Annotated in this window: 16 protein-coding genes; 11 read left to right on the top strand and 5 right to left on the bottom strand. The window is 46.3% G+C overall.

Going from position 1 to position 15,490, the window contains the following annotated elements; translation table 11 throughout:
* Positions 1-34 precede the first annotated feature (34 nt).
* A complete protein-coding gene (locus BMZ72_RS04890; RefSeq protein WP_089805808.1) occupies positions 35-901 on the bottom strand; it encodes a LysR family transcriptional regulator in 867 nt (288 codons plus the stop codon).
* 84 nt (positions 902-985) lie between these two features.
* On the opposite strand from BMZ72_RS04890, the gene BMZ72_RS04885 reads away from it, so the two are divergent.
* The 9 genes from BMZ72_RS04885 to BMZ72_RS04845 all read left to right on the top strand — a co-directional run bounded on the left by BMZ72_RS04885 (position 986) and on the right by BMZ72_RS04845 (position 10,024).
* Positions 986-2,191 (top strand): MFS transporter, encoded by a 1,206-nt coding sequence (locus BMZ72_RS04885; protein WP_089805806.1) that lies wholly within the window; start codon positions 986-988, stop codon positions 2,189-2,191.
* Complete coding sequence (locus tag BMZ72_RS04880; RefSeq protein WP_089805804.1) at positions 2,175-2,687, top strand: GNAT family N-acetyltransferase; 513 nt, start codon at positions 2,175-2,177, stop codon at positions 2,685-2,687. The genes BMZ72_RS04885 and BMZ72_RS04880 overlap by 17 nt, the downstream gene beginning before the upstream one ends.
* Before the next feature lie 119 nt (positions 2,688-2,806).
* Positions 2,807-4,339 carry a DEAD/DEAH box helicase gene (locus BMZ72_RS04875; protein WP_089805802.1) on the top strand — a complete coding sequence of 511 codons (1,533 nt, stop codon included), beginning with the start codon at positions 2,807-2,809 and terminating at the stop codon, positions 4,337-4,339.
* A 263-nt stretch (positions 4,340-4,602) separates the two neighbouring features.
* Positions 4,603-5,757 carry a zinc-dependent alcohol dehydrogenase gene (locus tag BMZ72_RS04870; RefSeq protein WP_089805800.1) on the top strand — a complete coding sequence of 385 codons (1,155 nt, stop codon included), beginning with the start codon at positions 4,603-4,605 and terminating at the stop codon, positions 5,755-5,757.
* 11 nt (positions 5,758-5,768) lie between these two features.
* Entirely contained in the window at positions 5,769-6,260 is a 492-nt protein-coding gene (locus BMZ72_RS04865; protein ID WP_089805799.1) for a hypothetical protein, read from the top strand.
* A 184-nt stretch (positions 6,261-6,444) separates the two neighbouring features.
* A complete protein-coding gene (locus tag BMZ72_RS04860) occupies positions 6,445-7,200 on the top strand; it encodes a transporter (RefSeq protein ID WP_089805797.1) in 756 nt (251 codons plus the stop codon).
* Positions 7,201-7,349: 149 nt separating this feature from the next.
* The gene (locus tag BMZ72_RS04855) at positions 7,350-8,210 is read left to right on the top strand and encodes a DUF6265 family protein (protein WP_089805793.1); all 861 of its coding nucleotides are present in this window, start codon (positions 7,350-7,352) and stop codon (positions 8,208-8,210) included.
* A 214-nt stretch (positions 8,211-8,424) separates the two neighbouring features.
* Positions 8,425-9,303, top strand: a complete 879-nt coding sequence (gene ygiD, locus BMZ72_RS04850; RefSeq protein WP_218155202.1) for a 4,5-DOPA-extradiol-dioxygenase — start codon at positions 8,425-8,427, stop codon at positions 9,301-9,303.
* 52 nt (positions 9,304-9,355) lie between these two features.
* Positions 9,356-10,024 carry an alpha/beta hydrolase gene (locus BMZ72_RS04845; protein ID WP_089807228.1) on the top strand — a complete coding sequence of 223 codons (669 nt, stop codon included), beginning with the start codon at positions 9,356-9,358 and terminating at the stop codon, positions 10,022-10,024.
* Positions 10,025-10,071: 47 nt separating this feature from the next.
* On the opposite strand, the gene egtB is transcribed toward BMZ72_RS04845, so the two are convergent.
* Genes egtB through BMZ72_RS04825 form a run of 4 tightly spaced genes read right to left on the bottom strand, consistent with a single transcriptional unit; the run spans position 10,072 to position 13,620 of the window.
* Positions 10,072-11,223, bottom strand: coding sequence for an ergothioneine biosynthesis protein EgtB (gene egtB, locus BMZ72_RS04840; protein ID WP_089805791.1), 1,152 nt, complete (start codon positions 11,221-11,223; stop codon positions 10,072-10,074).
* Between the two features lie 23 nt (positions 11,224-11,246).
* Complete coding sequence (gene egtD / locus BMZ72_RS04835; protein WP_255373108.1) at positions 11,247-12,233, bottom strand: L-histidine N(alpha)-methyltransferase; 987 nt, start codon at positions 12,231-12,233, stop codon at positions 11,247-11,249.
* 5 nt (positions 12,234-12,238) lie between these two features.
* Positions 12,239-13,213, bottom strand: a complete 975-nt coding sequence (locus tag BMZ72_RS04830) for a zinc-binding alcohol dehydrogenase family protein (RefSeq protein WP_089805787.1) — start codon at positions 13,211-13,213, stop codon at positions 12,239-12,241.
* A gap of 14 nt (positions 13,214-13,227) precedes the next feature.
* Entirely contained in the window at positions 13,228-13,620 is a 393-nt protein-coding gene (locus BMZ72_RS04825; protein WP_089805785.1) for a YybH family protein, read from the bottom strand.
* 352 nt (positions 13,621-13,972) lie between these two features.
* On the opposite strand from BMZ72_RS04825, the gene BMZ72_RS04820 reads away from it, so the two are divergent.
* Together BMZ72_RS04820 and BMZ72_RS04815 are read left to right on the top strand one after the other, a co-directional pair.
* Positions 13,973-14,878, top strand: a complete 906-nt coding sequence (locus BMZ72_RS04820) for an EamA family transporter (RefSeq protein ID WP_089805783.1) — start codon at positions 13,973-13,975, stop codon at positions 14,876-14,878.
* Positions 14,875-15,414 carry a prolyl-tRNA synthetase associated domain-containing protein gene (locus tag BMZ72_RS04815; protein WP_089805781.1) on the top strand — a complete coding sequence of 180 codons (540 nt, stop codon included), beginning with the start codon at positions 14,875-14,877 and terminating at the stop codon, positions 15,412-15,414. Before BMZ72_RS04820 ends, BMZ72_RS04815 begins: the two co-directional genes overlap by 4 nt.
* Positions 15,415-15,490 lie beyond the last annotated feature (76 nt).

Raw genomic sequence — 15,490 nt, 5'->3', positions numbered from 1 at the left:
TATTATATACATCAAACGGCAATATTTAAATAAATCAGCTCTTCACTTCTTTCAGCATCGTACGCAGCTGCTTTATCGCATTCTTTTCATAGGCATCCTTTAATGAAATCATCGTAGCTGTCCGGATCACATTTTTATCGGCTATGGGGATGGCGACAAAGTCTTTCTCCGAAATGATCGTTTCGATATGCACTGTATGCCAGTTACCAGTCCTTACCAGATCCAGCATGGTCAGGATATCATTTACTTCGATAGAGAATTCCGGGTTCAGGCCTTTGAACATCTGTCCAACAAAATGGCTGGTATTGTACCCCTGTGTAGCCAATACCAATGGCAGATCTGCGATCTCCCGCAGGGTAATGGAAGCCTTACGGGCTAAAGCCGATCTTGCCGCTGTGATCAGTCTCATGGGGGTATTGAACAGTTCTTCTGATTTGAACTGCGACGCTGGTGTAAAGTCTTTAAAGATCAGGATCATATCCAGTTCGAAGTGATCCAGCATCTCTATCAGGTGATCGGATACACCATAAATGACCCGGACTTTCAGTTGAGGGAACTTCGTAGTAAAGCGTACCAATGCCTGTGTAAAGATATTCCGCAGTCCATAGCTCACGCCTACGGAGATCGTTCCTGTGCTGAGGGCATTCAGGTCCTGTATCAGGGCTATTCCGTCGTTGGCTTTTTTTATACTCAGCGCCGCATAATCTGCAAACAAGGCGCCCGCTTCCGTCAGTACGATCCTGTTTCCGATACGGTTAAACAGCGGCGTATCCAGTTCCTCCTCCAGTTGCTTGATCTGCTGCGACAGGGTACTCTGGCTGATATGCAGACTATGGGCAGCCTCTGTGAAGTTCATCAGTTCCCTGGCTTTCAGAAAATATCTCAGTTGTCTCAGCTCCATACACAATCGGTTTTATCGATGACCCGCATCGAAAAATAACGTTTTGCCAATGTAGACATTTCCGCAAACTTTGCGTCAGGAATTATGGAAAGTGCTATCATGCCATCGGAAATTGCAAAGCCATCCTATACCAATAATGCGGCTTTGGGAATTGCGCAGATCCTGCTCTGGGGCGGATCTTATTTTATACTATCGGTCCTGTCCAAACCTATCATGCAGGAAACCTGCTGGTCTTATCAGATGGTATACAGTGCGCTGTCGCTGGCCCTGCTGATCTCCGGACTGGTATTACCCCGGATAGGGCGAATCATCGACGCTTATGACAGGAATTACATCTTACAGTATGCGGGGGTGGTCATGGCCTGCGGATTGATACTCATGGGTTTGTCCCGGCACTTTGTACTCTACCTCATAAGCTGGACCATCATCGGCATTGCGATGGGCATGGGCCTATATGATGCGTTGTTTGCCTCTCTTGGCAAAAAGTATGGTCCTGGTACGGGGAAGGTTATTGTACAGGTGACCCTGATCGCTTCGCTGGCGCCGTCTATTTCCTGGTATCTGCAATCGCTGATGCTGGATACCTATAGCTGGCGAACCGTCTGTTTTATCTATGCGGCAATATTACTGCTGACGATATTCCCGCTGTACAACTTTGTCTTCCGGCAACCGGGAACTACGCATACCAAACGGACAGTCTCCAAAGAGACCACTACCTCTTTGGGGGAGCTGAAAGGACAGCTGTATTATCTGCTGCTGGTCCATTTTACTATAGGGGCCGTGGTGACGACGGGGATCATTATACATCTGATTGATATCCTGTCAGATAAAAGCATGTCTATGACAGCGGTGATTGGTACAGTAACATTTCTCGGTCCCAGTCAGGCAGGTGTCAGGGTATTGGAGCTGCTGATCTCCCGGAAATCGTCCCTGTTGTCGGCAGTTGTCTCAGGTATAGCGATCATGGCAGGTATACTATTATTGTCTACAGCGCCGATCGTTGCCACAGCCGGTGTGATCATCCTGGGTATGGGTAATGGGATGCGTTCTATTTTACGGGGCACGCTTCCGCTGGAGATCTTCGGACAGGAAAAGTATGCACTTATCATTTCCAAACTGGCGCGCATGCCCCTGATCGCACAGGCGCTGACGCCCATCATAACAGGTTGGCTGATCCAGCAGTTCAGCGTATCGGTATTTCTTTATATCTTTTGCGCGCTGGCTTTTATCAATATAATTTTGTGTTGTATTATCATTAAACAGACTAAGAAAAATGGCATACGCATTTAGAAGAGCCCTTCCCACAGATCAGTCCCGGATATGGGACATCCTGCAACAGGCGATCATCCGCAGAAAAGAAGACGGCAGTAAACAATGGCAGGATGGATATCCTAATCCGGATGTTGTGCAGAAGGACATTGAAACCGGCATTGGTTTCGTATTAACAGAAGATGATACAGTTGTCGGCTATACTGCCGTTTTGATCAACGATGAACCAGCCTATGCAGGTATTGAAGGGAAATGGCTGACAAATGAAGATTTTGTAGTGGTACACAGGGTGGCGATTTCACAGGAACACCTGGGGAAAGGTTTGTCCGGAAAAATAATGGCGTTTGTGGAAGATTATGCCATTGCGCACCAGGTATATAGTGTGAAAGCAGATACTAATTTTGATAATCCTGCGATGATGAAGATCTTTGAGAAACGCGGGTATATCTATTGTGGGGAAGTGTATTTCAGGGGATCGCCAAGAAGAGCGTATGAGAAAGTATTGACAAAAGCATAATGCATAGCAGGCTGCTCACATAGCAGGCACCTGTCTCATCGTTGGCCCCAGGTTTGATAAAGAAGTTATGATAGCCTCCACGTAAAAGGAGGCTGAACAATAACAAAGCGGGAAGACTTATGGAACAAGATGCACATGTGAGCAAGCCTGGTAACCTATACCCTTACCAGGAACGCGACCTCAATATACTTTTTGAAAAACTAAAACATGCACCTGCCGGTCGGAGAATACTCTACCAATTACCTACCGGTGGAGGAAAAACAAGGATATTTTCTGAGATTGCCCAATGGTATATCACGCACCATCATCAAAAAGTGATCGTGCTGACCCATCGTATTGAATTATGTAGTCAGACGGCGACAACGTTAAAGACGATGCAGATCCGTAACAAGATCATCAACAGCACGGTCAGACGTATTCGTGATAAGTCAGCACATGACTGCTATGTGGCCATGGTGGAAACATTGCGCAACCGTCTTAAACAAGGGCTCTTCGATCCTTCCTCTATTGGCCTTGTCATTATTGATGAGGCACATCATAATGCCTTTCAGAAACTGCTCAGTAAATTCCCGAATGCTGTCGTAATTGGTGTAACTGCTACGCCATTAAGTTCGAATGCTGAGCTTCCCATGAATAAAAGCTATCACGAACTGGTGATCGGGGAAAGCATTAGTAGTCTGATCAGGCAGCGTTATCTGGCAAAACCCGCCAGCTGGCGTTATGATGTAGAACTGAATTCTTTAAAGACGGGCAATCAGGGTGACTTCACTATCAGTACTTCTGATGAACTATATTCTTCGAAAGCGATGCTCGAATTGCTCCTGCATGCTTATGAGACACATTCTAAAAATAAAAAGACACTCATTTTTAATAACGGCATCTTCACATCCAGGAATGTCTGTAAACTATTTCAGGATGCAGGTTATCCTGCAAGACATCTCGATAATCGCCAATCTGCGGCAGAAAGGGAGGAAATCCTGAAATGGTTTAAAAAGACCAAAGGAGCGGTCCTGAGTTCGGTGTCCATCCTCACAACAGGTTTTGACGAACCTTCTGTACAGACGATCATACTAAACCGCGCCACTACTTCGCTGACGCTTTATCACCAGATGATCGGAAGAGGCTCCAGGAGTTTGCCTAAAAAGAAGAATTTTACGATCATTGACCTGGGCAATAATATCGACCGTTTTGGTGAATGGGATGCCCCGGTGGACTGGCAGCTCGTGTTTGACCAACCTGAGTTGTATACTGAGCGTGTACAAAATCAGTCCGCAGGTGAAGGCCATGTCATCTCTTCTGATATCCGCTCAAAGTTCCCCAACACTTTACAGTTCTCATTTGATATTCAGGCCGCGCACCAGCAGGCAGTAGCCGATGGTCTGAAGCCAATGGTGGTCATAAGAGATGCTATCCGGCAACAGGCCCTGATGTGTATCGAAAACAGTGAAACTATTCCTCAGGCACTGGAATTAGCCGATGAGCTGGACCAGGAAATTCAGTGGCGCGTGAAGCAATATGGGAAATGCCTGGGTAAAGTCACGAAGAATTATACGGACTGGTTGGTGTCCGATTACAAGTCAAGGTTGAAAACGCTTATACAAAAGATCATGCAAAGAGATCTGATAAAAAAAAGTAAGCGCAGGGCGGCATAGCCAATCTCCTTTCCGGGTCTCCCGAATGGCTTCTTCATCCTCCTGAGGGTCAGGCATATCAGTGCCTGTTGTTAAATGTTTAATAATGTAGCTGATAATAAACGGCTATCTATCCTTCCTGTGACCTAAAACCTCACTTTATTACCTCCTGCATAGCAAATACGGGCTATCGCATCCCGGCATACTTTTCGGCCTCTTTTAATACTGCCTGCTGCATCCGGTAGCTAAGCAGCAGCGACCATTACTCACATTAAAAGATACTTATGCTGGCAATGAATTACAGAGGACCATTCCGGGTCCGTGCAGAGCAGAAACCGGAACCAGAGATAGAGCATCCGGAGGATGCAATTGTGCGTGTATTGCGGTCCTGTATATGTGGATCAGACCTTCACCTGTATCACGGGCTGGTACCTGATACGCGTGTCGGGTCTACTTTCGGACACGAATTTATCGGCATTGTGGAGGCTGTTGGTCCCGGTGTGCAAAAACTAAAGGTGGGAGATAAAGTACTGGTACCTTTTAACATCGCCTGCGGAAAGTGTGCCTTCTGTAAACAGGAGTTGTATGGCAACTGTCATGAATCCAATCCGGAAGCAACCGCAGTAGGCGGCATCTTTGGTTATTCTCATACAGCAGGAGGTTTTGACGGCGGACAGGCAGAATATGTGCGTGTACCCTATGCGGACGTCGGCCCACTTGTTATCCCGGAAGATATGCACCCTGATGACGCTGTATTACTGACAGATGTCGTGCCTACCGGTTACCAGGCAGCGGAGATGGGAGGCATTAAGAAAGGTGACACTGTGGTGGTATTTGGCGCTGGTCCGGTTGGCATTATGGCTGCAAAATGTGCATGGTTGTTTGGGGCTGGCAGAGTCATTGTCATCGATCATATTGAATACCGGCTGGACTTTGTCCGTAACTATGCGCAATGCGAAGCCTATAACTTCCGGTCGATGACAGATCCTGTCGTATTCCTGAAAAAGATCACAGACTGGTTCGGCGCAGATGTTTGCATTGATGCGGTAGGCAGCGACGCAGCCGGAAATGCCATGCAAACTATTACAGGCAGAAAGATGATGTTACAGGCAGGCTCCGCTACAGCGCTACACTGGGCAATCAACTCCGTTAAAAAAGGAGGCATTGTATCTATTGTAGGTGTTTATGGTCCGACGGACAATCTGGTCCCTATCGGCAATGTGGTTAACAAAGGAATTACCATACGCGCTAATCAGGCATCTGTGAAACGCCTGCTGCCCCGTTTAATAGAACATGTAAGATCAGGCTATATTGACCCTAAAGCGATCGTCTCACACCGTATTCCACTGGAGGAAGTGGCAGATGCCTATCATATTTTCTCTGCTAAACTGGACAACTGTATCAAACCGATTCTTATTCCACCGTCTGCAAGACAATAAATCATTCAATTATGGATTTAGAAAAGAAATTCTCACATATCAAAGGCTGGGGCGTTGATGCGGACCCTGATAATGAGCCTACTTACCCGATGAAAAAATATACCGGGGATGATCATCAGCGGCTGAACTGGGACAGACCTGTACAACAAACTCTTACAGCAGAAGTGCTGCATTCCAACGAACGTCCGGAAGTGAGTGCTGTTTTTGGTACTACCTGTCCCCCGTCGGGATGGAGTGGCAAAATTCGCAGGTATGCGTTCAAACATAGCGAATCCAGCTATCTCCACTGGCTTCCTTTATTACTGGCAGACCGCGTCAATGTTGTAGAAGGGATCGCGGATGACCTCAGGAAAGGACACATCCCCAACATCTTTGCAGAGAAAGGCTGGAAAGCTGAATGGAAGTACAATCGTACAGGTTTAATAAAGAAGGTGACAGTTGCCGCGCTTGTTACAACAGCTGCGGTACTGATAACAAAAAAGTTAACTGCTAAAAAACGCTGAAACAACTGAGCAGGATACCGGCATCAATGTCTGGTATCTTGTCTTCATTAGTGATAGCACTGGCACTCCTGCAGTCACACCAATAATACTGACGGACGTCTTTTGCCTGGCCCTGTTGTTTATAGCAGGGCCAGGCACGGTATATGTATTGCCTAGACATAAAAGACAATAGACCAGACTGTATATGACGAACAAACTTCTCGCAGGCTTACTGTTAACCGGAGGTATGCTTTTTTCTACTGTAACACAGGCACAGGACAAGATCAATACGGACCGGCCGGACCAGACGGATGGCGCCAGCGTTGTTGAGCAAAAGACCCTGCAACTGGAAACAGAATTTTACTATAATAAGTTAAGCACCTCCGGCAAAACAGCCCTGATTTCATCATCCCTGATACGATACGGATTGTTTAAGAACATTGAAGCCAGATTACTGGTTGAACAGGGCCAGGAAAGAGACCTTTTTATTTCGGAAACCACGCAGGGACAATATCCGCTGGCGCTAAGCACAAAGATCTCGTTAGTGAAAGATAAAAAACGGCTTCCCGATATCGCGTTGATATCGTATCTGCACATCCCTGTCACATCCCACAGCGGCAATTATGGATACTGGTCTCCTCAGGTCACGCTTGTACTGGAAAAAGAGCTGGATAAACTAACCGTGACGGCTAATGGCTCATATAAACAGGAAGCCTTTGAGAAAAGGTGGATATGGCAGGTCAGCGGAGACCTGAAATATGAACTAACTGACAGGTTTACTGTTTTTGGAGAATACTTTGCACAATATGCGCCGGGAGATTCCCCAATACACAATGCAGATGGCGGGGTCCTGTACCATATCACATCCGACCTGCTTGTACATCTGGCTTTTGGTCACACGATCTTTACAGCCGAACGTAACTATTTCGGAAATGCCGGTCTGGCATTCCGTATGCACTAATTTTCTGCCCGTATATCCGCCATGAAATGTATGCAATGCAAACAGGCTGGTTACAGTACCCGCTACTTTTTCCTAATTTAGCTGTCAGGCAAACTGTCCTATCCGGACAGTTATAAGTATTGAGACATGTTACCACAAAAATATCAACCATGAAATACATCCTGACCAGTTTTCTCCTCCTCCTGGTACACGCCACTTTTTCCCAATCCACCTTTCCTTCCTTTCTGAAAGGCACCTGGAAACAGGAAAACACCTCCCTGTACGAACACTGGGATAGTCTCAATCCGCAAACACTGAAGGGCTTCTCCTATATATTAAAGGACGGGAACATGAAGGTCTCCGAATACCTGGACCTGAGCAGCAAAAAAAATCTGCTGACCTACACCGCTACCGTAGTGAGACAAAACGGTGGTAAAAGTGTTTCGTTTAAGCAAAGTAAAGCGGGTGCCGATCTTGTTTTTGAGAATCCGGTGCATGATTTTCCAAAGAAACTGGTATATAAAAGAATAAGTGATAGTGAAATACAGGTGGAAGTATCCGATGGTAAAGGCAAAGGAGAAACATTTAAGATGTTCAAACAGGGAATTGACGGTGTCAAAGATACCGGTACAGCCAATCCCAAATATGACAAGGAACTCGCCCTGAAGCTCGGTTCAGACGATTATGGCATGAAGAGCTACATCCTTGCCATCCTGAAAACAGGTACCAACCCGACAACAGATAAAAACGAACTCCAGGAACTTTTCCGTGGACATATGAATAACATCAACCGCCTGGTGGAAGAAGGTAAACTGGTAGTTGCCGGTCCGCTGGGAAAAAATGACAAGACCTATCGCGGGATCTTCATTCTGAAAGATGTAGGGACAATCGATGCGGCAAAAGAGCTGTTGCAGACTGACCCGGCTGTGAAAGCGGGTGTTTTTGAACTGGAACTGTATAATTGGTATGGATCAGCGGCGCTGCCGGAGTATCTACCGGCGTCTGATAAGATCTGGAAAGTGAAGCATTAAACTCATGAAAATAAGCCAGGTTATAACCCATCATATGGTATAAGGGCTTCGTTACTCATTACGGGGAACGAAGCACCCCTCCGATTTCTTGCTCCAAAGCAACGAATAAGCTCCTGTTTCCGGTTAACTTTGTATATCCAATCAGTCGGACAGGGCGCCCATGAGAACATATACATGATTTCCAGCTCCCTCCGGCTACAAACGACTGTTTCAGATGGAAAGGAAAAATTTTATTAAATCGATAGCAGTAGGAGCTTTAAGTATGACAACATTATCCGCATTTAAGAACTTCACAGATAACTTACAGGAAGAAGAACATATGATGCCTGTGCTCTTCATAGGGCACGGATCACCCATGAACGGTATCGAGGATACTGAATTCAGCCGCCGCTGGACACAAATGGCCAGGGAAATTCCTACACCCAAAGCGGTGCTGGTCGTTTCCGCACACTGGCTGAGCAGAGGGACTAAGATCACAGCGATGGACTTCCCAAAGACCATCCATGACTTTGGTGGTTTTCCAAAAGAACTCTTTGCTGTGCAATATCCCGCACCCGGCGATCCATTACTGGCAAAAGAGACCGCCAAACTGATCCACTCCACACAGGTAGAACTGGACCACGACTGGGGACTGGACCATGGTACCTGGACCGTCGTGCGCCATATGTACCCACAGGCGAATATCCCGGTATTACAACTCAGTATCGATTACACCAAACATCCTCAGTATCATTACGATCTGGCAAAAGAACTGCTGGCCCTCCGCAAAAAGGGCGTACTGATCATTGGCAGTGGTAATATGGTTCATAACCTGAGAATGGCTGCCTGGGACAGACTGAATGAACAGTTTGCCTATGACTGGGCAGGTAAGATCAATGACCAGTTCAAAGACCTCATCCGGCAGGGTGACCATAAAGCACTGATCAACTACGACAAACTGGGTAAGGAAGCGATGCTGGCTATCCCGACACCGGATCACTATCTCCCGCTGATCTATACGCTGGGATTAAAAAGCGGTAAAGACGACCTCTCTTTCTTCAATGACAAAGCGGTGGCAGGTTCATTGACCATGACTTCGCTGAAGATAGGTTGACGGACATAAAATACCCGCTATGCTTTTACTGCTGACTTTCTTAAACTTATTTATGAGCACGCATCTTTCAGATACGCTGACGACGGACAAACCTGTTCTGCACTACCTGGTGCGGGAGCCTAAAACGACGTCCGCAAAGAAAAAAGCCATCATCCTTTTACATGGTGTTGGCAGTAATGAACAGGACCTCTTCGGACTGGCAGAACATCTGCCAGCTGATTACTATATCATCTCTGCCCGCGGACCATATACTATCGGCCCCGGCAGATATGCCTGGTATAATGTCGATTTTTCTACCGGCAAGCCCGTTTTTGATATCAAACAGGAGGCTTCCAGCAGAGCTGTCATCCTGCAGTTCATCCAACAGATGAAACAGCAATACCATTTTGACGAAGTTTACCTCGGTGGATTCAGTCAGGGTGCTATTATGAGTTTTACCATCGGACTGACTCATCCCGGTGAAGTAAAGGGAATTATCGCGTTGAGCGGCAGGATATTAGAGGAGATCAGACCAGGCGTGATGAAAAATGAAGCACTGGGACACCTGAAAGTCTTCATTTCTCATGGCGTACAGGATGGGACTTTACCAATCCATTATGCCAGGGAAGCCAACACCTACCTGCAGCCACTGGGGGTACAATTAAGTTATCACGAATACAATAATATAGGGCATCAGATCAATGCAGAGGTACTGAAGGACTTACATGAATGGCTTAGATAGTAGAAAGGCCCGCTGTATGGCGGGCCTTTTTTATAAGATTAATATGACTATTCTGCGAGACGTATACCGGTAAACTGCCACTGATGCTGTGGATGAAAGAAGTTCCGGTAGGTATGACGGCTATGCCCCTCCGGCGTCACCACCGATGCACCCCGTAATACCATCTGGTTCACCATAAACTTACCATTGTACTCTCCCACGGCTCCCGGTGCTTTGGTAAATCCGGGATAAGGCAGGTAAGCACTATTGGTCCATTCCCATCTTGCGCCCCATGCAAATTGACGGGATGCGATTTCCCATTCCGCCTCAGTTGGCAAACGTTGTCCTTTCCAGGCAGCATACGCGGCTGCCTCATAATAATTGATGTGACATACCGGAGCAGCCAGGTCCAGTTCCTGTAAACCGGCGTAAGTATAAGCCATTCGCTTACCGTTCACCAGATGCCAGTACAAAGGAGCAGTGATATCATTCTTCTTTACCCAATCCCAACCTTCCGCATGCCAGTATCTGAAATCCTGGTAAGCACCGGCTTTTATAAAGTCCAGGTATTCGCCATTAGTCACCAGCTGATCGGCTATCTTATATTCTCCCAGGTATACCTTATGTCTTCCCAGTTCATTGTCAAAACAGAAGTCCGCCCCCTGATAACCAATCTCATAAATACCGGCAGGAATTGTCAGGAAAGAGCTGCCTGCTGATGCCGGTCCATCATCAACCAGTGTCTTGCTGTATGCAGGGAATAATGGATTATGCCCCAGGATGTATTTAATATCAGTATATAATAATTCCTGGTGCTGTTGCTCATGATGCAAACCTAAAGTAATGATACCTGCAAGTTCGGCTGTTAATGGTCCGGCAAGCAATGTGCGCATCGCATCATCTACATAACTACGATAAGCATAAATATCATCTACAGAAGGACGGCTCAGGTTACCACGGTCTGTTCTGATCACCCTGGCTCCGATCGTTTCGTAATAACTATTGAAGACAAAATTATACTGTGGATCGAACTCCGTGTAGGCAGTTAAGTGAGGTTTTAGTACGAAAGTTTCGAAGAACCAGGTGCTATGTCCAAGATGCCATTTCGGCGGACTCACATCTGCTACTGGTTGTACCACATAATCTTCTTTTGCTAAAGGCGCACATATATTTTGGCTGTGTTGTCTTATAGTATTGTATTGAACAAGTAGTTCTTTCATATTTAAAATCAGATTGTTATGACTCACACTACTTCCCAGCATACATCTGCAAACCAGCGTCTGGTATCGTAGGTATTTTGTACAGACCGGAAGCCAGTTTTGTCTGCCAATGTGGTAATTTCCTCAATTGCGTACTTCTGGGAAACCTCCATATAGATGACTTCATCTCTGCGAAAATTGAAATGGTTTTTGCAGATCGTCACCTGCTGATCACACAAACTGACGAGGTAACTTTTACAGGCACCGGTCATCGGATCGTAGCTCTGATAATGTTCAAACTGTTCGGTTACGAAATTCCCGTTCAGTTCCCGATTGATCCTTTTCAGTAAATTCAGATTGAACTTCGCCGTAATTCCTGCACTATCATCATAGGCATTCCGGATGATCCGTGGATGCTTTTTCAGATCAAAACCGATCAGTACCAGATCACCTGGTTGTAACCGTTCCCGGAGACTGCGGCAAAATGCCACTGCCTCCCGGGGTTCCATGTTGCCGATATTGGCGCCCAGGAATAAGACGATTTTCCTGCGGGAGGATAAAGCCGTCGCTTTGTCGAGCATCTCCAGGTAATCACCTTCCAGGCAGTGCAAAGAGAGATCGGGCATTACTGTTTCCAGGCGATTTTGTAGTTCGGAGAGGATATTCCCTGAGATATCGATCGGCATATATGTAAAAGCCGTATGACGATCTACCAGGTATTGCAGGAGGTATTGTGACTTGGTTGCATCACCTGCACCTAACTCTATCAGGTCGAATGCTTCGCCTGTTATCATCGCATTTGCCAGTTCAGCGGTCTTATCACGAAAGATCTCCAGTTCGCAGCGGGTTGGGTAATATTCCGGACAAGCCATGATCTCCTGGAACAGCTTGTCGCCTTCTTTATCATAGAAGTATTTGGCATGCAGTCTTTTAGGTAACTGACTTAATCCATTCAGTACATCAGCCCCGAAGGTATCGGCTACCGTGTCTGTTGTTATATGACAGGATAATACATTTGCATTCATCGTCATTCGCGTTAGTGTTGTGGAAGTACTACTATTTTTCCGTTGGCCATGTTGCTGTCCATCAGCCGATGTGCAGCCACGATTTCCTCCAGGGTAAAAATGCCACCTATGCTCAAACGGATATCGCCGGATTCTACATCCCGGATAAACTGCTGAAAGCTATTGGCGGCTATCCTGATTTGTCCGCTGCTGTAAATAGTGAGACTCACAGCAGAAGGTATAAAGTCCATCGGGGCAAAATCAGGAACGGACCATTGTTCGGAGAGGATGCCTGTCATACAAACGATCCCTCCGGGGGCAGCACATTGCAGGGAGTCTTTCAGGGTTGCCGTACCTACCAGTTCCAGGACCTTATCAAATCCGCCTGCCTGTAACGACTTCGCCTGCGCTGCCAAATGACCATCGTCAATCAACACATTATCAGCCCCATTCTTTAATAAAGCAGCTCTTTTCTCTTCTTTCCGCGTGGTGGCTGTGACCGTCAAACCCTGTCTTTTTGCGAGCTGGATCGCCAGCATACCGACAGAAGACGTGCCACCTCTCACCAGTAAAGAGTCCCCTTTTGCCATCTTCAGTGCCAGGTGTAAGGAGCCGTAAACGGTCTGGAACATTTCCGGAATAGCGCCCAGCACATCCCAGCTCAGATGACTTTCAAAGGCATAAAGGACCTCTTTGGGTAGTATGGCATATTCGGCGTAGCCGCCATCGAAAACCCTACCCATGCCTCCCATAAAGGCGGCTACTTTTTGTCCGGCGCTCCATTCTCCCGAAGGGTCCTGCTCCACTTCCCCAACACATTCAATCCCGAGTACCCTGGGAAACTGTATACCGGGCGACATGCCTTTGCGTGTCATCAGCTCTGATCTGTTCAGCCCAAATGCTCTTACTTTCACCAATACCCATCCCGCTGGTGCTGTGGGGATCGCTCTTTCTTCGATAACCAGTTGTTCCGGACCACCCGGATGATATATGACTGCTGCTTTCATGATGATCTGTTTAATTATTTTACTTTCACGCGGTTAAACATATACCGGAAGATCTTCCAGTCTTCGTTGTCCTTTCTGAGTACAAAGAAGTCCCGGCTCTGCTGTGTGATTAATTGCTGTGTATCCGGGTCGAGTAGTGCTGCGGCGGCAGTTGCGCGTACAAATGCATAGGGCAAGCCGATCTCCACTTCTTTTATGGTAAATCCGATCTGAAAATGAGATCGTTGCAGATATCCATTACCGGTACGTTTCAGATCAGCTGCTTTCAGTATCTTAAAACCATCTGGCATAAACACGGCATCTTCCGTGAAGAAAGAAGAGATGTGCTGGATAGTTGCCGCATTCAGTGTGGCCGCAAAATCTGATAACAATTTTTCTATCGCCTGATTCTCCTGCTGACTTTGCATAGTGTCTTCAATTTGATGCAAAGTTGGCGCATCCGGACTACCCGGTACAATAAACCATCTTAATAAATAGTCTTAATCTAGTTTAAGGGTAGGTATTGTCACTGCTCTAAAAAGAAGATAGACAAGCTGTTATTTTCTTATTATCTTCGTCACCATATTCAATGCTATGACATTTTCTTTCTTCGCATCCAACACGCCTCCTCCGGTAGCCTAAAGGCTGAATAACCGGATTATCCGATGCCCGCCACTACAACGGGCAGGATGTTCTCTGCAACTTATTGTCTCTTTCAAGGTTGTTTAGCCGCCACATGGCAGGTACTGATTATTTTATATCTATTCACACAATCTTGAAATGAAAAATTTTAGATATTCATTCATGGTCCTCCTGGGAGGCGTGATGTACGGCACGATGTCTTCGTTTGTGCGCTTAATCTATTCCTATGGATATAATGCGGCGGAAATTGCCTTTTCGCAGGCCCTGTTAGCCGCGATATTTTTAGGTATACTATTATTCCTGAGCAGTTTCCGGGGAGAAAAGACACCTTTATCCCGTAAAGGTCTGTTATCATTATTGCTAACCGGCGGTATTATCGGTATTACCAATTTCCTCTATTATCAATCGGTGAGTTATATCTCCGCCTCCCTTGCGATTGTAATCCTGATGCAGTTCACCTGGTTCAGTTTATTACTGGAATGGATCGTTTTTGGTCAACGGCCGGGGAAAGCTGAAGCGATAACTGTTATCTTTATCCTGATCGGTACGGTGATGGCTGGTGATCTGCTGCATGCAAAGGATCTGTCCTTTTCCTGGCAGGGCATCTTATTCGCCCTGGCATCTTCACTGACCTATGCTGTTTATATTGTCGCGAACAGCAGGGTACCAAAGGAGGTGAAATGGCAGTCGAAAAGTACATTCATTATGGTGGGTTCGGCCCTGGCTATTTTTATTGTCAATGCAAAAACGATCCTTGTCGCGAATCACTTCGGATATGATTTCCTCGGATGGGCGATCTTCCTCGCAGTAGTAGGTACGACGATACCAACGGCCCTGTTCGCGGTAGGTATTCCGCATATCGGAGCAGGCACCAGTGCTATTCTGATGACGATCGAGTTTCCTGTTGCGGTGATCTGTGCGCATATCGTTTTAAAAGAGGCTGTCAGTCCGTTACAGATAGGCGGCATCGTGGTGATGCTTGCAGCGATTGCTGCGATGAACTATTATAAATCATTAAAAACCAGAAAGGAAATATCATTATGATCAATGTAAGTGAAGTGATGACGACGGCTCCGGCGGTTTTTAAAACACCATTACAGCAAATGGTTTATACGACGTTGGAGCAGCAAAACATCCCATTTGAAAGAGTGGAAAATGATGAAGCGATTACAATGGAAGACTGTATACAGATCGATGAGCGGCTGCAAATGAAGACGGTTAAAACGCTCTTTCTGTGTAACCGTCAGCAGACGGCCTTTTATCTTTTTGTAACGACTGCGGATAAACCGTTCGTGACGAAAGACCTGAGCAGTGCGCTTAGTATCTCCCGTGTATCCTTTGCACCGGCGGAATTACTACTGAGCATGCTGGGGACTACCGTGGGTGCGACCACTATATTCGGCGTATTACTCGATACCGAAAATAAGGTACAGTTAGTCATTGATAGTGATGTACTTAAGGAAGAATGGTATGGTTGCAGTGATGGTACCACGACCAGTTATATGAAGATCAATACCGATTGGGTCGTGAACGTATTCCCGGAATATGCCAAACATCCGGCGAAGATCATTCAGATATAATGGTCTGATTAAAATAAAGACGGGCAGCAGGAATAATCCTTGCTGCCCGTCTCTTTATTATATATAATATATAAGA

The sequence above is a fragment of the Chitinophaga sp. YR627 genome, assembly GCF_900114995.1.
Classification (GTDB): domain Bacteria; phylum Bacteroidota; class Bacteroidia; order Chitinophagales; family Chitinophagaceae; genus Chitinophaga.
Note: the sequence above shows the minus strand (reverse complement) of the source record. Positions and strands in the feature narration are given on the sequence as shown.